This window comes from Burkholderia sp. AU32262, assembly GCF_020419985.1.
In the GTDB taxonomy this organism is placed as follows: Bacteria; Pseudomonadota; Gammaproteobacteria; order Burkholderiales; family Burkholderiaceae; genus Burkholderia; species Burkholderia semiarida.
On the sequence record NZ_JAIZRS010000013.1, the window covers coordinates 24,832 to 42,491 of the forward strand.

15 protein-coding genes and 1 pseudogene are annotated in these 17,660 nt (G+C 69.9%); 15 read left to right on the forward strand and 1 reads right to left on the reverse strand.

Going from position 1 to position 17,660, the window contains the following annotated elements:
• Positions 1-8: 8 nt before the first annotated feature.
• The gene (locus LGN10_RS16985; protein WP_060009028.1) at positions 9-956 is read right to left on the reverse strand and encodes a fatty acid desaturase family protein; all 948 of its coding nucleotides are present in this window, start codon (positions 954-956) and stop codon (positions 9-11) included.
• 379 nt (positions 957-1,335) lie between these two features.
• On the opposite strand from LGN10_RS16985, the gene LGN10_RS16990 reads away from it, so the two are divergent.
• The 15 genes and pseudogenes from LGN10_RS16990 to LGN10_RS17060 all read left to right on the forward strand — a co-directional run bounded on the left by LGN10_RS16990 (position 1,336) and on the right by LGN10_RS17060 (position 17,659).
• On the forward strand, positions 1,336-3,102 hold the full coding sequence (locus LGN10_RS16990; protein ID WP_226224361.1) for a fatty acyl-AMP ligase: 1,767 nt from the start codon (positions 1,336-1,338) through the stop codon (positions 3,100-3,102).
• A pseudogene (locus LGN10_RS16995) lies at positions 3,099-3,807 on the forward strand (ABC transporter ATP-binding protein). The gene LGN10_RS16990 and the pseudogene LGN10_RS16995 overlap by 4 nt, the downstream one beginning before the upstream one ends.
• The gene (locus tag LGN10_RS17000; RefSeq protein ID WP_226224363.1) at positions 3,779-4,996 is read left to right on the forward strand and encodes an ABC transporter permease; all 1,218 of its coding nucleotides are present in this window, start codon (positions 3,779-3,781) and stop codon (positions 4,994-4,996) included. The pseudogene LGN10_RS16995 and the gene LGN10_RS17000 overlap by 29 nt, the downstream one beginning before the upstream one ends.
• Positions 4,993-5,736, forward strand: a complete 744-nt coding sequence (locus LGN10_RS17005; protein ID WP_226224364.1) for an outer membrane lipoprotein-sorting protein — start codon at positions 4,993-4,995, stop codon at positions 5,734-5,736. The genes LGN10_RS17000 and LGN10_RS17005 overlap by 4 nt, the downstream gene beginning before the upstream one ends.
• A complete protein-coding gene (locus LGN10_RS17010) occupies positions 5,726-7,054 on the forward strand; it encodes a hypothetical protein (protein WP_226224365.1) in 1,329 nt (442 codons plus the stop codon). Before LGN10_RS17005 ends, LGN10_RS17010 begins: the two co-directional genes overlap by 11 nt.
• A gap of 13 nt (positions 7,055-7,067) precedes the next feature.
• Positions 7,068-8,153: a hypothetical protein gene (locus tag LGN10_RS17015; protein WP_060009045.1), complete on the forward strand. Its 1,086-nt coding sequence runs from the start codon at positions 7,068-7,070 to the stop codon at positions 8,151-8,153.
• 58 nt (positions 8,154-8,211) lie between these two features.
• Positions 8,212-8,466, forward strand: a complete 255-nt coding sequence (locus tag LGN10_RS17020) for an acyl carrier protein (RefSeq protein ID WP_006481176.1) — start codon at positions 8,212-8,214, stop codon at positions 8,464-8,466.
• Between the two features lie 7 nt (positions 8,467-8,473).
• Positions 8,474-9,349 (forward strand): hypothetical protein, encoded by an 876-nt coding sequence (locus LGN10_RS17025; RefSeq protein WP_060009048.1) that lies wholly within the window; start codon positions 8,474-8,476, stop codon positions 9,347-9,349.
• Position 9,350: 1 nt separating this feature from the next.
• Entirely contained in the window at positions 9,351-9,980 is a 630-nt protein-coding gene (locus LGN10_RS17030; protein ID WP_060009051.1) for a hypothetical protein, read from the forward strand.
• Position 9,981: 1 nt separating this feature from the next.
• Positions 9,982-10,965 carry a ferritin-like domain-containing protein gene (locus LGN10_RS17035; RefSeq protein WP_226224366.1) on the forward strand — a complete coding sequence of 328 codons (984 nt, stop codon included), beginning with the start codon at positions 9,982-9,984 and terminating at the stop codon, positions 10,963-10,965.
• Position 10,966: 1 nt separating this feature from the next.
• On the forward strand, positions 10,967-11,956 hold the full coding sequence (locus LGN10_RS17040) for a 3-oxoacyl-ACP synthase (RefSeq protein WP_059579154.1): 990 nt from the start codon (positions 10,967-10,969) through the stop codon (positions 11,954-11,956).
• Positions 11,946-13,121 (forward strand): PLP-dependent decarboxylase, encoded by a 1,176-nt coding sequence (locus LGN10_RS17045; protein ID WP_226224367.1) that lies wholly within the window; start codon positions 11,946-11,948, stop codon positions 13,119-13,121. The genes LGN10_RS17040 and LGN10_RS17045 overlap by 11 nt, the downstream gene beginning before the upstream one ends.
• 16 nt (positions 13,122-13,137) lie before the next feature.
• Positions 13,138-14,721 carry an acyl-CoA ligase (AMP-forming), exosortase A system-associated gene (locus LGN10_RS17050; protein ID WP_124861368.1) on the forward strand — a complete coding sequence of 528 codons (1,584 nt, stop codon included), beginning with the start codon at positions 13,138-13,140 and terminating at the stop codon, positions 14,719-14,721.
• On the forward strand, positions 14,718-15,812 hold the full coding sequence (locus LGN10_RS17055) for a hypothetical protein (protein ID WP_226224368.1): 1,095 nt from the start codon (positions 14,718-14,720) through the stop codon (positions 15,810-15,812). Before LGN10_RS17050 ends, LGN10_RS17055 begins: the two co-directional genes overlap by 4 nt.
• Positions 15,812-17,659 carry an acyl-CoA dehydrogenase gene (locus LGN10_RS17060; RefSeq protein ID WP_059579165.1) on the forward strand — a complete coding sequence of 616 codons (1,848 nt, stop codon included), beginning with the start codon at positions 15,812-15,814 and terminating at the stop codon, positions 17,657-17,659. The genes LGN10_RS17055 and LGN10_RS17060 overlap by 1 nt, the downstream gene beginning before the upstream one ends.
• The last annotated feature ends 1 nt before the right edge of the window (position 17,660 follow it).

Below are 17,660 nucleotides of genomic sequence, written 5' to 3' on the forward strand. Positions count from 1 at the left end.
ACCGGCGCTCATGCCGACTGCGTCGACGCCGGCGCGGCGGCTTCCGCATCGGGCTCGCGATCGTCCCGATCGTCGTCCACCGAACGCGGCGCGAGCCGGCCGCGCAGCAGCGCATGGTAGAACTGCCGATACGAGCGATGGTAATAGCGGATGCGCGGCGCGATCGCGCCATGCAGGTCGTGCAACCGCTCGATCGGCAGGTTCGGCATCATGTGATGCTCGACGTGATAGTTGTTGCCGTTCGTGAACCACGTCATGAACGCGTTGCTCTCGATCGTCCGCGTGTTGCGGAACGGGTCGGTGCTCGTCAGGTCGCAGCGGTAGTGCTCGGGCATCTCGACCAGCGCGTGCACGGGCGCCGCGACGAACACGAGCGGGACGACCCACACCCAGACGACGAACCACGTGTGCAGCACGAACGACAGCGCCGCGAGCAGCGCGATCGCGGCCGCCATCAGCAGGTAGTCGCGGCGGATCGAGCGCGACACGAGCGCATTGTCGCCGAAGCGCGCACCCGGCACGACGAGCTTCACGACGTTCCTCGCGAACTGGATATAGTGCGCGGCCATCGACAGCCGCCACATCCACAGCCCGACATTGACGACGGGGCTCGCGCCGTACTGGTCGCCGTAGTCGAAGAACTCCTTGTTCTCCGGCGTGCCGAGCAGCCGGTGGTGGCGCAGGTGGCTGTCCTGGTATGCGTGGAACGACACGAGCATCGGCATGCCGAGCAGCACGCCGAACACCATGTTCAGGCGCTTGCTGCGGAATCCCTGGTAATGCAGCGCCTGGTGCTGCAGCTCGACGCCGTGCGCATACATCGCACCGATCAGCAGGATGCCGACCGCCTTCAGGATCACGAGCGCCGACAGCGCGAACATCATCCCGTGCGCGACGAGCGCAACGTATACAACCAGCTTCAGCGAGAAGACCACGCCGCTCGGGCGGCTCTTCATGTCTGTAACCGGTTTCGGCCGGGCGACAAGCGATGAGGTGACGGACAAGACGCTCTCCTTGGGCCGGGTTGCCCGGCACGATGACGCGGCGACGCTGGCGCGCTGCCGGGTTGCCATTCTTCTGTGAGTCGATGTTTCGGACAAACGAATTTTCCGAACGCATTGCATGACGTCCGCGCATGAGCGCACCACATCGTGAACTAGACGACCGGTCGAATGAGACCGACCAGTCACCTCGTGGATGCGTGCCGCTCATGCATAGCCTGCATAGATTCCGTTTGTCGCCGCCGATCGATCCGGCAAGAATCCTCTTCACTCGACGAACGGCGCCGCCGGCACCGTGGCGCGAGCGGCCGTGTTCCTCAAGGGGAGAACCCTCGTGACGAAGTACGCATCCACCATTCATCGCCTGATCGAATCGCTCGAGGACGTCGCGGGCGCCACGCATCGCATGACGTTCGTCGATGATGCGGGTCGCGAAGCGGGCATCACGTACCGGCACTTCGCGCAAGAGGTGTTTCGCCAGGCCGGCGCGCTGCACGAGCTCGGCGTGCGCGAGAACGATCTGGTGATGCTCGCGCTGCCCGCGTCGGTCGAGCATGCGGCCGCGATGATGGCCTGCGTGATGACGGGTGCACTGCCCTGCACCGTGCCGGTTCCCGTGCGGCGCCCGACGGCCGCGCGGCAGGTGGCGGACGTCGCGTGCGAGCTGTACCGGCCGCGCCTCGTCATCGCCTCGGATGCGCAGGCCGCGGCCTGGCGCGACGACGCGTTTCCGGCGGCCGCCACGCGCGTCGTCGATCTCGCGACGCTGTCGAGCGCCGCGAATGCCGGCGCGCGCGCGCCAATCAGCGCGAAGAGCGGCCACGATCCGCATCATGTCCAGCTCACGTCGGGTTCGACGTCGCATCCGAAAGCCGCGGTGCTGAGCCACGAGAACGTGATCGCGAACGTGCTCGGCATCGGCGGGTCGGTGCGCTTCGATATCGCGGCCGGCGACGGCACCGCGTCGTGGCTGCCGCTCTATCACGACATGGGGCTGCTCACGCTGCTGTCCAATCTGCATTACCGTGCGCCGCTGCTGATGATGCAGCCGAACAGCTTCATCCGGAATCCGCTCGGCTGGCTGAAGCGCATCGCATCGGCACGCGCGACGACGACGTCCGTGCCGACCTTCGCGCTGCGCTACTGCGTGCGCCGCTTCAATGCCGCCGCGATGGACGGCGTCGATCTGTCCGCGTGCCGCAACATCTTCATCGGCGGCGAACGCGTGGACGACGCGACGCTGCGTGATTTCGCCGCGACGTTCGCGCCGTACGGGCTGGCGGCGTCGGCGCTGCAGCCGTGCTACGGGATGGCCGAATCGACGCTCGCGGTATCGATGCATCGTGCATGGCACGAAGGCGCGGTTGAAGGCGCACCGTACGTGATCACCGATACGCTCGACCGGCGCGCGCTGATCGAGCGCCGCGACGCGCAGCCGGCCGCCGCGAACGACGGGCGCGAGACGGAGACCGAAACGGTGCTCGCGATGGGCACGCCGATCGACGGGATGGCGTTCTGCATCCTCGACGACGGCGACCATGCGCTGGGCAACCGCGCGGTCGGCGAAGTCGCGATCCGCGGCACGTCGGTGATGCTCGGCTACCTGAATCCCGACGACGGCACGATCGCCGCGCCGCTGACGGCCGACGGCTGGTTCCGCACCGGCGACATCGGCTACGTCGCGGACGGCCAGCTGCATATCCTCGGCCGCAAGAAGGAAGTCATCATCATCCGCGGCAGCAACTATTTCCCGCACGAGATCGAGGAAGCGCTCGCGTCGCACAGCGCGCTGCGCAAGAGCACGTGCATCGCGTTCGGCCTGCCCGACCCCGAAACCGGCACCGAGCGGCTGGTCGTCGCGATCGAGGCACGGCCCGTCGACGCGACGCCGCAAACGCGCACCGAGTGCCAGCAGTTGCTCGCGTCGCGCATCGGCTTCGCCGCGCAGGATCTGTGCTTCGTCGAACCCGGCTCGCTGCCGCGCACGACGAGCGGCAAGCTGCAGCGCCTGAAATGCCGCGATCTCTATGCGAACGGCGCGTTGCCCGTGATCGCCGCATCGGCCGCCGTCGCCGAAGCCGGCCAGGGAGCGTTCGCATGACGCCCGCGTCGCTTTCGCCGGTGCTCGAACTACGCGACGTCACGCGCGTGTACGAAGGTGCGGGCCGCGTCGTCGCGGTGCGCGGCGCAACGATCTCGATCGCTCCGCGCGACGTCGTCGCGCTCGTCGGCCCGTCGGGCAGCGGCAAGAGCACGCTGCTGAACCTCGCAGGCTTTCTCGACGTGCCGAGCAGCGGCGAACGCTGGCTCGAAGGCCGCCGGATCGACGACGCGCCGGACACGCTCGAACGGATTCGCCGCGAACGCATCGGCTTCGTGTTCCAGCAATTCAACCTGATTCCGGTGATGTCGGCGCTCGAGAACGTCGAGCTCGGCTGCTTCGCGTGGGGCACGCCGCGCACGCGGCGCGAACGCGCGCGCGATGCTCGACGCGGTGGGGCTCGCCGCGCGCGAACGGCATCGCCCCGGCGAGCTGTCCGGCGGCGAGCAGCAGCGCGTCGCGCTGGCCCGCGCGCTCGCCAAGGAGCCGGCGATCGTGATCGCGGACGAGCCGACCGCGAGCCTCGACAGCGCCAACGCGCGGGCGGTCGCCGAGTTGATCCTCGACACCAACCGCACGCTGGGCACCGCCTTTCTGATTGCGTCGCACGACGATCGTCTGTGTGCGCACCTGCCGCGCCGCATCGAGATGCGCGACGGCGTACCGGGAGTGAATCGTGAACTGGTCGACGTTTGCGTGGCGTAACCTCTGGCGCAACAAGCGCCGCACCGTGCTGACGATGGCGATGATCGGCGTCGCCGCGTTCGCGTCGAGCCTCGCGCTCGGCTACGTGATCGCGACCTTCGACGCGGTGCGCGAAGGGTCGATCGACAGCGGCGTCGGCCATGTGCAGGTGCTGCACCACGGCTATCTCGACCTGATCGGCGAGCGGCCGCTGCAGTACGGGCTGACCGCCGACGAGCAGGCGGCCGCCACGCAGGCGATTGCAAAGCTGCGCGGCGTCGCGACGACCGCGCGCGGCATCGACTTCGACGGCCTCGTGTCGAACGGCGACCTCAGCTACGGCTTCGTCGGCGAAGGGATCGAGCCGAACCGCGAGCCGCCCGGCTTCTTCGACTATCACACGGTGCTGTCGGGCCGCTATCTGTCGCCGACGAATGCCGGCACCGAAGTCGTCGTCGGCGCGGAACTCGCGCGCAAGCTCGGCGTGCGCGTCGGCTCGGTCGTGCAGTTGATGGCGTCGACCGCGCACGGCGGCATCAACGCGACCGACGCGCAGATCGTCGGCGTGATGAGCACCGGCAACAAGGACGTCGACGAACGGATCGTCGACGTGACGTTCACGGCCGCGCAGGCGCTGCTGCGCACCGACCGCGCGTCGCGCATCGCGGTGTTCCTCGACGACACCGCCGGCACGCCGGCCGCCGCCGCGACGCTGCGCGCCGCGCTGCCGACGCTCGACGTGAAGACCTGGGACCAGCTCGTGTCGCTCTATCACCAGGTCGTCGCGCTGTACAAGAACCAGTTCTCGGTGTTCGGCGCGATCCTGTGCGTGACGATCCTGCTGTCGATGAGCAACTGGATCTTGATGAGCATCGTCGAACGCCGCCGCGAGATCTCGACGCTGCGCGCGCTCGGCGTGCCGGCCGCGACGGTGCGCGGCGTGCTGATCCAGGAAACCGCGCTGCTCGGCCTGCTCGGCGCGGCCGCCGGCATCGCGCTCGCGCTGCTGACGATGGTCGCGCTCAATCACGCGCAGATCCACCTGCCCGCGCCGCCCGGCCGCGTGAAGCCGATCCTGCTCGAATTCACGGTGTCGCCCGCCGCCGTGGCCGCCGTCGAAGCCGCGTTCGTCGTGCTCGGCGTGGCCGCGACGCTGCTCGCGACGCTCGGTCTCGCGAAACGCAACATCCTCGAAGGACTCGCCCCATGAATCGCATTCGCCTGACGTTCGCCGCGCTCGTCGCGTGCGCGCCGCTCGCCGCGCAGGCGGCCGACACGCCGACGGCCCAGACCATGCTCGCCCGTGCCGACGCGTACCGCAGCACGGCCGCCGATACGCAGACCAACATCGAGATCACCAACGAGGTCGGCGGACAGTCCGGCGACGCGACGCGCTATCTCGTCTACACGCGCGGCAACGGCGACACGCTCGCGCTGACGCGCAGCGGCGAGAACGACGGCCAGAAGTACCTCGCGACGACGCGCGGGCACTGGTTCTACGTGCCGAACACGCGCAGCGCGGTGCGCATCAACGGGATGCAGCGGCTGCAGGGCGAAGTCGTGATCAGCGACATCACGCGCACGCACTGGGCGGACAGCTATCGCGCGACGGCCGCCCCCGGCACGACCACGATCGCCGGCAAGCCGGCCACCGAACTCGACCTGAGCGCGACCGATCCCGACAACGTCTATCCGACGATCAAGCTGTGGGTCACGCCCGACACCGACGTGCCGGTGCGCGCGCAGTTCTTCCTCGCGAGCGGCCTGCTGTTTCGCAGCGCCGATTTCTCCGCGCCGGTCGACGCGAACGGCCGCAAGGTGATCCGCAAGATCACCTATCGCAACGAGATCGAGAAGCAGCGCGCGAGCGTCGTCGACATCCTCGACGGTCAGCCGCGCAAGATCCCGTCGGGCTGGTTCAACCCCGACACGCTCGCCGATGGCCAGTGAGTACGACGCCGATGCCGATGCTCATCGTGACCGCCTCCGCTCATCACCCGATCGCGCCCGCCGCGGCTGGCCCGGTGTCGCGCTCGCGATCCCGCTCGCGCTCGGCTGCACGCTCGCGCATGGAGAATCGCTGATGGACCAGCTCGGCACGCTCAACGGCATCGGCTACGCGCGCTCCGTCGACAGCATGGACGGCCGCGCATTGCTCGGCCGCCTGATCGGCGACTCGCCGCGCAACCAGCAGGAAGCCGGGCTGCTCGCGCGCATCGATGGCGAGAACCTGTTCGTGAACGCGCGCGTGGTCGCCAGCAATCACTCGCTCGGCGCGCAGGCGAGCCGCTTCAACGAAGCCGGCGTGCGCTACGCGTTCGACAACGGCATCACGCTCACGGCCGGCAAGCGGATCGACGCGCTCGACACGTCGCAGGCGTTCTTCCCGCTCGGCTTCTTCCAGAAACGGGCCGCGACGGCCGACATCTACGATCGCTACGGCGACGTCGAAGGCACGCCGCTCGTCGAAGCGAAATGGGCGGGCGAGCAAACCACGCTGCAGTTCATCGCCGGCGAGAACCGCACGCTGCGCAACGACGTCGACAACCGCGACGTCGAAGGCGCGACGCAGCTCCTACGCGGCGCCTACAACTGGTCGGGCGGCTCGGCCGCGCTGCTCGCGGGCCATCACGCGGGCCGTGGCGGCGCGGGCGCGACGCTGTCGTTCGACGTCGCGCGCTCGAACACCGTCTATGCGAGCGCGTGGCTCGAACGCGGCACGACGCGGCCGCTGCCGGCCTTCATCGCGAACGGTACGCCGCTCGATTCGGCGGCCGCGTACGACGCCGTCGATCGCCGCAACGATCGCCAGTACATGTGGCGCAGCGCGCTCGGCATGCAGAGCGCGCTGCCCGGCAACCTGTCGCTGATCGTCGAGTGGTCGCACGACGAAGCGCGTTACGACGCAAGCCAGTGGCGCCGGATGGTCGGCGCGGCGCAGGCGAACAACGCGCTGCTGCCCGTCGCGCCCGGCGCCGCGCTGGCCGGCCTCGGCGGCACGGCCAACTTCGTGAGCGTCGACGGCAACCTGCGCGACTACCTGTTCGCGCGGCTCGGCAAGAAGATCGGCCGCGTCGAGTATTCGCTGCGCGGCGTCTATTCGCCGCAGGACAAGGGCCTGCTGGCGATCGCGCAGGTCGTCGCCGACGTGAACAAACGCGCGAGTGTCGATGTCGCCGTGTCGCACGCGTTTTCCGACAGCAGTTCCGAGTACCGGATGGTCGGTCTCGGCACCCGCATCGACGCCGCCGTGCGCGTGCGTTTCTGACTGGAACCCTGCCATGTCCACGCTTTCCGCCCCCACCCCGATCGCACCGCCGCTGCGCCTGCGCGTGGCCGACCAGGCCGCGTATCCGGTGCTGCGCCACCTCGACGCGATCGGCACGCCGCCGCACGCGGCGGCCCGGCTCGTCGAAGCCGCCGCCGTGCGGCTGCTCGACAGCGAGATGGTGATCGCGCTGCGCACCGCCGTACCGGACGTACTGCCGGATGCGTCCGCGTCGACACCGCTGCGGCACGACGAGGCGCCGCTCACCGAAGCGCTGCTCGAACAGATCGGCCGCGAAGGATTTCATCACCTGTTCAAGCCGTTCATGCGCGCGTTCATCCGCATCATGTTCGGGCTGTTCTTCTCCGACGACCAGAATCGCCGCGCATGCGAATGCATCGACGCCGGCCACCACTTCGCGTTCCTGATGAGCGATGGCGGCGGCCCGACCCTGGCTGCCTGGCGCACGGTCGTGCGCAGCGACGACAACGGGCTCGCGCTGACCGTCGACAAGGTATGGGGCATCGAGGCGCATCGCGACTGCATGGCCGTCGTCGCGGCACGCGTGCCGGGCGTGATGTTCCCGGCCGCCTATCTCGTGTGGCCCGACGAGTATCGAAAACTGAAACGCACGACCTGCGGCGCGCCGTTCCTCGCGGGCAACCTGCAGCTTGCGAACGTTGGCGGCCAGGTGCGCGTCGCCGCCGAGGATCGCCTGCGCATCGGCGGCCCGACCGTGTTCAACAAATACCTGACCGTCGTGCGGCCGTACTTCGTTCGCGCGCTGATGGCGCACGTCGGCTGGCTCGAACGGACGGGCCGCATCGAGCTCGACGCCGACGCGCGCGCCGTGCACCGCTTCATCGCGGACGCCGCGCGCGCCCAGACCGACGACGCGCATTACAGCTTCGGCAAGGTGCAGCGCGTGCTCGCGATCAAGCTGCTGTCGAACGAGTTCCTGTCCGCGCTCGTGCGCGACGGCAAGGTGCAGCTGTTCGACGACCAGCGCGACCTGCTGGCGTTTTCGAAGATGGAAGGCAGTTCGTACCGTTGTTATCACGAGCTTCGCAAGAGCCTGCGCTGCGAAGCCGGCAGTTGACCCACGCGACAGGCCGATCGATCCCGATCAAACCCACTCAACTCCAGGAGCTCCTCTCATGACGACCCAGAACGTTCCGGCCGACGCGCTCGACATCCTGTCCCGCGAAGTCGCGAAGATCCTCAACGTCGAAACCGTCGACACGGACGCCGGCATCGGCGAACTCGGCATCGATTCGCTGAACATCGTCGAGCTGATCGTGTTCTGCGAACAGCTTTACGGTTCGATCGATCCGGAAGCGCTGAACATCACGCAGTACACGACGCTGCAGCAGCTCGACGCGCAATTGCGCAGCCAGCAGCACGCGGCCTGACACGGCGATGCTCGCGCCCCTCGCCCCCATGGCGGCCGCCGCCGTCCAGCCGGCCCCGGCCACTGCGCTGACCGTGCAGGCGCTCGCGTACCGGCGCGTCGCGCCGTCGCGCGACGGCGTGGCCGCGCCGCTCGACGACACGGCCCGCGCGATCGGCACGCTCGCGTGCGCCGAACGCGAGCGGCTGTGCGGCGCGGTCGGCGCGGACGACTACGTGGTCAGCTCGACGATCCTGTCGATGCTGCTGATGAACGATTCGCCGCAGCATCGCGTGTTCGCGCAGGCGCTGGCCGGCGCGAACGACTACACGCCCGACTGGATGACCTGCTCGTACGAATGCGCGGGCTGGGGCTACGTGCTGCGCCGCACGCTCGCGACCGCGGCCGAGACGGGGCCGCGCACGTTGCTGCTGCAGATCGTCGACGTCGACGTGCACGGCTATACGTACTGGCACGGCAATCCCGCATGGGGACGCTCGGGCTTCGGCATCTGCACGCTGCTCGTCGACGTCGGCCGCGAACCGGCGCAGTCGGTGACCGCCGACGCCGCGCCGCCGGCCAGCGCGGTCGTGCGGCTCGGCCGCGACATCCGCACGTTCTGCGCGGCGCGCCCCGGGCTGCACGCGGCGCTGCCGTTCTTCCCGGCCACGTCGCGTCGCGCGCTGCTCGCGTCGGTCGGCAAGACACCGCTGCTGCCGGACGGCCACGGCGTGTTCGGGCATGCGTTCGGCAGCGACCCGTGGCTGTCGGTGCTGCTCGCGCACCGCGACGGCGACACGCCGCGCCGCGCGGCCGTCTGCTCGCTCGCGCTGAACGGCTATTACGCGATCGCGGACGTCGCGTTCGCGCCGGACGCGACGTTCTCTCTCGACGGCGAGGCATGACATGGTGCGTCCCGTTCATTTCACCTACCGGATCGAGCGCGACGCGCGGCAGCCGGTCGCGGTCGCGGCCAGCGCGTACCGGATGCCGCTCGGCACGCCGGCCGACTATGCGCGCGCCGCGCTCGCGGAAGCGGCCGGCGACGCGTACGACGCGGGCAATGCGTACGACGCGGCCGGCGGCGAGCGCCGCGTGCTGCTCGACCACGTGCAGTATTTCGGATTCCTCGCGGAAATCACCGCGCGGATCCGCGACGCCGTGCATCCGGATGCCCGCGTGTTCATCGAAGTGTGCGCGCCGTATTTCGGCGCGCTGCCGGCCGAACTGCTCGCGCCGCACGTGCTGCTCGGCGTGCACCTGTACGACGAAGCGTTGCGCGACGCCGCGCGCGGCGCACCGGTCGTATGGATCGGCGACCGCATTCTGCGCGATGCGGAATTCGCCGGCGACAACCGCGTGTGCTGCGCGATCTGGCCCGCGCGGCTCGCCGACGCGTTCGACGCGCAACTGCGCGGCGCGTGGCCGTCGTTCGCGATCCGGCTCGAACCGCATCCGGGCGCGTCGCGCGCCGCCGCCCCGCTCACCGATTCCGCCCATCATTCCGGCGCCGCCGCGCGGCCGGGGAGACCCTGACATGAATGACACGCTTACCGTGATGCAGGACACGGCCGATATCCGCTGGTCGATGCCCGTCGACGCGCTGATGTCGAACGACTACGCGCTGCGCGAAGAGGCGCTGAACCGGCTGTACGAGAAGGCGAAGGCCGCGCAGTGGGACGTCGCGACCGACGTCGACTGGCGCCACAACCTCGATCCGGCCAACCCGCTCGGCATGCCCGACCCGACGCTCCTGATCTACGGCACCGAGCTGTGGGGCAAGCTCGCCGACGCCGACAAGCGCGAGGTGCGCCATCACGCGCAGGGCTGGCTGCTGTCGCAGATCCTGCACGGCGAGCAGGCCGCGCTGATCTGCGCGTCGAAGCTCGCGTCGGCCGAGAGCGGCCTGAGCGCGCGGCTGTGCGCGGCCGCGCAGATGATGGACGAAGCACGCCACGTCGAGGCGTACGCGAAGCTCGTCAACGAGAAGCTCGACGTCAGCTACCAGATGAGCCGCTCGCTGAAGGGGCTGCTGCACGACACGATCACGAGCAGCGCGCTCGACATGACGAACCTCGGGATGCAGGTGCTCGTCGAAGGCATCGCGCTGTCGATCTTCCAGAGCGTCGTCGCGTACAGCACCGACCCGTTCATCAAGGACTTGTTCCTGCGGATCCAGCGCGACGAAGCGCGCCACTTCGCGGTCGGCCGGATCACGCTGTGCCGCGTGTACGCGGAAATGAGTTCGCACGAACTGCGCGAGCGCGAGGAGTTCATCTGCGAAGGCGCGGCCGTGCTGTACGAGCACCTGTGCGCGGACGACATCTGGGAACCGATGGGGCTGTCCAAGCGCGAATGCAGCGCGATGGTGCGCGAATCGCCGGTGTCGAGCTCGATCCGCCGCTCGATCTTCCGGCGCCTCGTGCCGACGATCCGCGAAATGGGCCTGCTCACGCCGACCGTGCAGGCGACCTTCGAAAAGCTCGACGTCCTCGACTACGCGGCGATGCCGCTCAACTGACATGACGATGCCCTCTTCCCACGCATCCCGCGACGCCGGCTTCTGGATCGGCATCGACGCGGTGGCCTACGAGCTGCCGGGCCCGCCCGTCGACATCGAGGCCTGGGCCGCCGAGCGCGACTATCCGGCCCAGCGGGCGGCCGCGATCGCGCAGTCGGGCAGCCGCTATTTCCACATGGCGCTCGACACGAGCGAGACCGATCTCGCGATCGCGGCGGTCGGCCGGCTGCTCGACACCGCGCGCGTGCATCCGTCCGACGTCGGTGCGATCGTGCACGTGCATACGCAGCAATTCAGCGTGCCGCCGGCGCCGCGCAGCCTGCCGCACGAAGTGGCCGCGCAGTTCGGCATCGAGCCGCTGTGGCTCGGCTCCGTCGCGCAACTGAACTGCGTGTCGGTCGCGGCCGGCATCGAAACCGTGCGCGCGCTGATGCGCCGCCATCCGCGGCTCGACGCGGCGCTCGTCGTGTCGTCCGATCGCGTGTACGGCGAGGACTACCGGATGCGGCAGATGACGGGTGTGCAGTGCGACGGCGCGGCCGCGATGCTGATCGCGCGCAACAGCACGAAGAACCGGCTCGGCGGCATCGCGATCGAAACGCACGCGAAATGGCATCGCGGGTCGGACACGGTCGCCGCGAACGAGGCCGACCTGATCATGATGGAGTGGCCGTACACGCGCCGGGCGATCGACGCGGCCGTCGCGCTCGAGCCGCATGCGCTCGACGCGTACGACCTCGTGCTGCCGCACAACGCCGACCTGCCCGGCTGGAACGCGCTGTGCCGCGCGATGCGCGTGCCGGCCGAGCGGCTCTATGCGGACAACATCCATGCGCGCGGCCACGCGTGCTGTTCGGATTTCCCGATCAACCTGGCCGACGTCGGGCTCGATGCGCTCGCGCACGGCAAGCGCGTGCTCGGCGTGATGCAGTCGAACTGCGGCGCGTATGCGGCCGCCACGCTTCATCCGGTGGGCCGCCATGACGCCTGAGCGCCCGCTTCCGCCCGCCGCCGATCACGCGTGGATCGCCGACCTGCGTACGCCGTGCTACGTGTACGAGCCGGAGGTCGCGATCGCCCGCTACCGGTCGCTGAAGGCACGGCTCGGCACGCGGCTGATCGTGTCGCTGAAGGCGAACCCGAACCAGGACATGCTCGCGCGCTGCGCGCATGCGTACGAGGACGGCGTCGAACTCGCGAGCCGCGGCGAACTCGATGCGGTAATCGGCCGGATCAGGACGCCGCGCTACCTGAACAATCCGTCGATGGACGAGATGTTCATGCGTGCGGGGCTCGCGTCGCGCTGCCATTTCGTGCTCGACAACCCGGACGCGGTCGCGCGTTTCGTGCCGCTCGCGCGCGAAGCGGCGGCCGGCGGCAGCACGCCGGGCGCCGTGCTGCTGCGCGTGAACGCCGGCGCGCTGGCCGGCGTTCATGCGCGGGCGCAGTGGCACGACCACTTCGGGATGACGCCGAACGAGGCGCACGACGCGGTGCGCACGCTCGCGGCCGTCGGCTTGCCCGTCGCCGGGCTGCACGTGTTCTCCGGCCCGCATTCGTTCATCCGCCAGGACCCGGCGCAGCCCGACACGCTCGCGCTGCCCGAACTGCTCGCGGCGCTCGCCCGCGATCTCGCGCCGGCCAACGGCGCGCCGCTCGGCTCGTTGAGTCTCGGCGGCGGCTTCGCCGACGATCATCCGGGCGATGCCGCGTTCGAGCGCTATGCCGCCGCGCTCGCGCCGCTGGCCGGCCAGTATTCGCTCGCCCATGAATCCGGCCGCGCGATCTTCGCCGATGCGGGCGTGTTCGCGACGCGCGTCGTCGCGGTGAAGGCGTGGCAGGACCGCACGATCGCCGTCTGCGACGGCGGCCTGTCCCATGCGTTCCTGCTCGCGCAGACCGAATCGGTGATGCGCCGCCTGGCCGCGCCGTCGCTCGTGCGCCGCGCGCCCGCGCCGCCGTCGCGCGGCGTGCCGACGCTCTACGTCGGCAGCACCTGCAGCCGCGCGGACGTAATCGGCCGCGACGACACGGGCGCGCCGCCGCAAGTCGGCGACATCGCGGTGTTCGCCCGCTGCGGCGCGTATCACCGCACGTACTCGATGGCGCATTTCCTGTCCCACGAAGCCGCGCACGTGTACGTGCGGCCTGCCTGAACCAGAGGAGCCGATCATGAACGCATTGATCAGCATCGCCGACCTGCTCGAACATGGCGCCGCGCGCTGGCCGCATCGTCCGGCTTATGCCGACGGCGGCGGCACGCTGACTTACGACCAGCTTGCCCACGCGGTCCGGCGCGCCGCCGCCGTACTCGCGGCGCGCGGCGTGCAGCCGGGCGAGCGCGTCGCGATCTATGCGCCGAAGCGCATCGAAACCGTGGTCGCGATGCTCGCGGCCAACGCGCTGGGCGCGATCTTCGTGCCGGTCAACCCGCAATTGAAGGAAGCGCAGATCGAACACATCGTCGCCGACAGCGGCGCCGCGCTGTTCGTGACCGGTGCGCAGCGGCTCAAGCGCCTGCCGGCGCTCGCCGCGCTCGTCGGCACGCGCACGCTGCTGATCGAGGAACTGGCCGATGCGATCGATTCGCCCGGCACCGACACGCCGACGTCGGCGGCGGCCCCCGCCGGCCGCCCGGTCGACGACGATCCGGCCGCGCTGCTCTACACGTCCGGCTCGACCGGCAAGCCGAAAGGCGTCGTCGTATCGCACCGCAACCTGGTGTCGGGCGCGTTCAGCGTCGCCGCGTACCAGCAGCTCGCCGACGACGACGTCGTGCTCGGCGTGCTGCCGCTCAGCTTCGATGCGGGCCTGAGCCAGCTGACGACCGCGCTGGCGTCCGGCGCGTGCTACACGCCGCTCGACTTCCTGCAGCCGGCCGAAGTACCGCGCCATTGCGACGCGTTCGGCGTCACGTCGATCACCGGCGTGCCGCCGCTGTGGATGCAGCTCGCGTCGGCCGGCTGGAGCGACGCCGCGCGCACGCGGATCCGCCGCTTCGCGAACACCGGCGGCCATCTCGCGACGCCGCTGCTGCACCGTCTGCAGGCGCTGTTCACGCACGCGTCGCCGTACCTGATGTACGGGTTGACCGAAGCATTCCGCTCGACCTACCTGCCGCCCGCGGATGCGGCGCTGCGCCCGACGTCGATCGGCAAGGCCGTGCCGAACGCGGAAATCCTCGTGCTGCGCGCGGACGGCAGCGAATGCGCGGCCGACGAGCCCGGCGAACTCGTGCATCGCGGCGCATTCGTCACGCTCGGCTACTGGAACCGGCCCGAGCTGACCGCGCAGCGCTTTCGCCCGCTGCCGCGCCGGCACGGCGAGATTCCGCGCCCGGACGTCGCCGTATGGTCCGGCGACATCGTGCGGCGCGACGCGGACGGCTACCTGTACTTCGTCGCGCGCGGCGACGACATGATCAAGACGTCCGGCTATCGCGTGAGCCCGACCGAGGTCGAGGACGTGCTGTTCGCGCTGCCGCACATCCGCGAGGCCGCGGTATTCAGCGTTCCGCATCCGGCGCTCGGCGAGGCGATCGCCGCGTGCGTCGTGTCGACGCTCGATGCCGACGCGTGCCGCATCGACATCGCCCGCGCGTGCCGCGACGCGTTGCCCACCTACATGAACCCGCTCGTCGTCGAGCCGCTGCCGGCGTTGCCGCGCAACCCGAACGGCAAGATCGACCGACCGGCGCTAAAAGCGCAGTATCGCGACGCGTTCGCGCGCCCGAACCTCGAGGAGACCGCCGCATGACCCCGTCGACGCTCGATGAACCCTGTGTCGGCGCGCCGCGCGTCGCCGCGCCCGGCACGCTCGCGTTGTCCGGCGGCGTCGTGGTGCTGCCGCCCGCCGTCGTGTTCAGCGCGATCCAGGCGCAGGAGCGCCATCCCGGCTACCGGCACCTGCCGCTGCCGCAGGCGCGCTTTGCGCGGCCGCGCGGCATGGGCGCGCTGACGCCCGACGAAGGCACGCGCCTCGCGCCGGGCGGCCGGCCCGCGCTGCGCGTCGCGCCGCCGGGGCGCAGCCTCGCCGATCTCGCCGCCGATGCGGCGCTCGACCTGCGCGACCAGCTCGGCTCCGGCGCGCTCGCGCGCACGACGCATCTGATCGTCGCCAGTTGCGCGCTCAACGAAGGCATCGGCGACTCGGTCGTCGGCCGCATGCAGTACGAACTCGGGCTGCAGCGCGTGACGCCGTTCGCGCTCGGCCAGAACGGCACGCTCGGCTGGTATTCGGCGCTGATGCTGCTCGACGGGCTGCTGCTCGACGAAGGCGACCAGGCGCTCGTAATCCTCAGCGACAAGTGGCTCTACCCGTTCTTCCGCCAGTTCGGCGATCTGGTCGGTTACGGCGACGCGGCCGCCGCGCTGCTCGTATCGCGCGCGGGGCCGGCGCCGGAACCGGCCGCGTGGGGCGGCGTGCGCGCCGTCGCGATGGAGTTCGGGCCATCGGTCGCCGATCCGTGGGCCGATGCGCCGGCCGCGCTGCGCGACACGCTCGCGCCGGTCGCCGCCCGCGCGATTCGCCGCGCGCTCGACCAGGCCAACCTGCGCGCGAACCAGATCGACTGGTGCGTGCCGCCCGGCTTCGATCCCGGCTTCGCGGCGCGCGTGGCCGACGCCGCATCGATCCCGGTGGGCGCGCGCATCCAGCACGACGGGGCCGGCCATCTGTCGTCGGCCGAATCGGCCGCCGCGCTGATCCGGCTCGCGGGCGCGCTCGACGAAGGCGAACGCCGCACGGTGCTCGTATGGGACGCGGCGCTGCATGGCGCGGCGGCGGCGGCCGTCGTCGATCTGGCCGGCGGCCTCGACGCCGCGCTCGATATCGAAGGAGACGCATGATGAGCGCATACAAAGTCAGCCTGCGCGAGTTGCGCTTCTTTCTGTGGGAACTGTTCGAGGCCGATCGGCACTTTCTCGAACACGGACCGTACAGCGCGCACGATCGTGCGTCCGTCGACGCGCTGCTCGAACGCGCGCGCGACTTCGCGCTCGACCTCGGGCGCAGCTACCAGCAGGCGGACGTCGAGGGCTGCACGCTGCTCGACGACGGCCAGGTACGGATTCCTTCGCATTTCCATGCGCTGTGGGCGCGTTTTCGCGACGAGTGGTCGAACACGCTGTTCGGCACCGCGCACGGGCTACCGCCGATCGTCACGCAGATGATCTACGAGATGTTCATGGGCGCGAATCCGTCGTTCATGACGTACGGCGGCTTCACGCGCCCCGCGGTCAAGCTGCTGCAGATGCACGGCACGCCGCATCAGAAGGCGCTGATCGCGCCGCTCGAAGCGTACCGCTGGGACGCGTGCTTCTGCGCGACCGAACCGCAGGCCGGCACCGACCTCACCGCGGTCGCGCTGCGCGCGACGCCGCTCGAACGCGATATCTACGCGATCGACGGCGAAAAGGTCTACATCTCGGCCGGCATGCACGAGCTGACGGAAAACACGCTGTATTTCGTGCTCGGGCGCATCGATACCGCATCGCCGGATTCATTTTCGCTGTCGTGCCTCGTCGTGCCGCGCTTCTGGCCCGACGAAGAGACCGGCGAGCTGCGGCCGAACCATGTCGACTGCATCGGCCTGCCGCGCAAGATGGGGCTCAAGGGCTGCGCGAACACGCATCTCGTGTTCGGCGCGAACGGCACGACGAAAGGCTGGCTGCTCGGCGGCCGCCGCAACGTCGGCCTGCTGCAGTTGATGCCGCTGATGAACCAGGCGCGGATGAGCACCGGGATGTTCGGCGTCGGCGTCGCGTCGAGCGCGTACCTGCACGCGGTCGAGTATGCGGGCCGCCGGCTGCAGGGGCGGCCGATCGAGCGCGCGTCGAACACGAACGCCGCGCGCGTCGCGATCGTCGAGCATGCGGACGTGCAGCGCATGCTGGTCGACATGAAAAGCCGCGTCGACGGTTGCCGCGGCCTGCTCGGCAAGCTCGCCGCGACCGCGACGCGCGCGGCGATGCTCGAAGCGACGCCCGACGCCGACCCGGCCGAGATCGAGCGCCACCGCAAGCTGCAACTGCTGCTGACGCCGATCTGCAAGGCGTTCATCTCAGACCAGGCATGGCGCATCTGCGAGACCGCGATCCAGGTGCATGGCGGGCTCGGCTATACCGACGCGAGCCCCGTCGAGCAGAATGCGCGCGACGTGAAGATCCTGTCGATCTGGGAAGGCACGAACTACATCCAGGCGCAGGACCTCGTGCGCGACAAGCTCGGCTTCGGCCGCCATTCGCGGCTGATCCAGTACTACCGCGACGAACTCGACGCATTCCTCGCCCAGCAGCATCACGCCGGCACGCAAGCGGAGCTTCGGCCGCTGTTCGACGCGCTGCGCGCGGGCGCCGACCGGATCGCCGCCGCGCTCGACGACATCGCGCGCGACGTGCAGGACGGCCACACGCATCGCAGCAGCCAGTTCTACACGCGCTTTCTGGAGATGTTCGGCGTGGTCACGTCGGCGTGGGTGCTGCTCGAATCGGCGACGATCGCCGCACGCCGGCTCGATGCGCCGGAAACGGCCGACATGCCGGCCGAGCTCGCGTTCTATCGCGGCAAGCTGAAAAGCGCGCGCTACTACTTCGCGAACGTGCTGCCCGTCGTCGACCAGCACGCGGCCGTGATCGCCGCGATGGCGCACGCGGCGATCAGCGTCAGCAGCGACGAACTCGCCGCGGCGGAATGAC

What these genes read in the sequence shown, in the direction of transcription:
- LGN10_RS17050 (WP_124861368.1), top strand. Translation starts at nt 13,138, where the DNA reads ATGAACGCATTGATCAGCATCGCCGACCTGCTCGAACATGGCGCCGCG.
- LGN10_RS17055 (WP_226224368.1), top strand. Translation starts at nt 14,718, where the DNA reads ATGACCCCGTCGACGCTCGATGAACCCTGTGTCGGCGCGCCGCGCGTC.
- LGN10_RS17015 (WP_060009045.1), top strand. Translation starts at nt 7,068, where the DNA reads ATGTCCACGCTTTCCGCCCCCACCCCGATCGCACCGCCGCTGCGCCTG.
- LGN10_RS17045 (WP_226224367.1), top strand. Translation starts at nt 11,946, where the DNA reads ATGACGCCTGAGCGCCCGCTTCCGCCCGCCGCCGATCACGCGTGGATC.
- LGN10_RS17020 (WP_006481176.1), top strand. Translation starts at nt 8,212, where the DNA reads ATGACGACCCAGAACGTTCCGGCCGACGCGCTCGACATCCTGTCCCGC.
- LGN10_RS17030 (WP_060009051.1), top strand. Translation starts at nt 9,351, where the DNA reads ATGGTGCGTCCCGTTCATTTCACCTACCGGATCGAGCGCGACGCGCGG.
- LGN10_RS17025 (WP_060009048.1), top strand. Translation starts at nt 8,474, where the DNA reads ATGCTCGCGCCCCTCGCCCCCATGGCGGCCGCCGCCGTCCAGCCGGCC.
- LGN10_RS17060 (WP_059579165.1), top strand. Translation starts at nt 15,812, where the DNA reads ATGAGCGCATACAAAGTCAGCCTGCGCGAGTTGCGCTTCTTTCTGTGG.
- LGN10_RS17035 (WP_226224366.1), top strand. Translation starts at nt 9,982, where the DNA reads ATGAATGACACGCTTACCGTGATGCAGGACACGGCCGATATCCGCTGG.
- LGN10_RS17005 (WP_226224364.1), top strand. Translation starts at nt 4,993, where the DNA reads ATGAATCGCATTCGCCTGACGTTCGCCGCGCTCGTCGCGTGCGCGCCG.
- LGN10_RS16985 (WP_060009028.1), bottom strand. Translation starts at nt 956, where the DNA reads ATGAAGAGCCGCCCGAGCGGCGTGGTCTTCTCGCTGAAGCTGGTTGTA.
- LGN10_RS17010 (WP_226224365.1), top strand. Translation starts at nt 5,726, where the DNA reads ATGGCCAGTGAGTACGACGCCGATGCCGATGCTCATCGTGACCGCCTC.
- LGN10_RS17040 (WP_059579154.1), top strand. Translation starts at nt 10,967, where the DNA reads ATGACGATGCCCTCTTCCCACGCATCCCGCGACGCCGGCTTCTGGATC.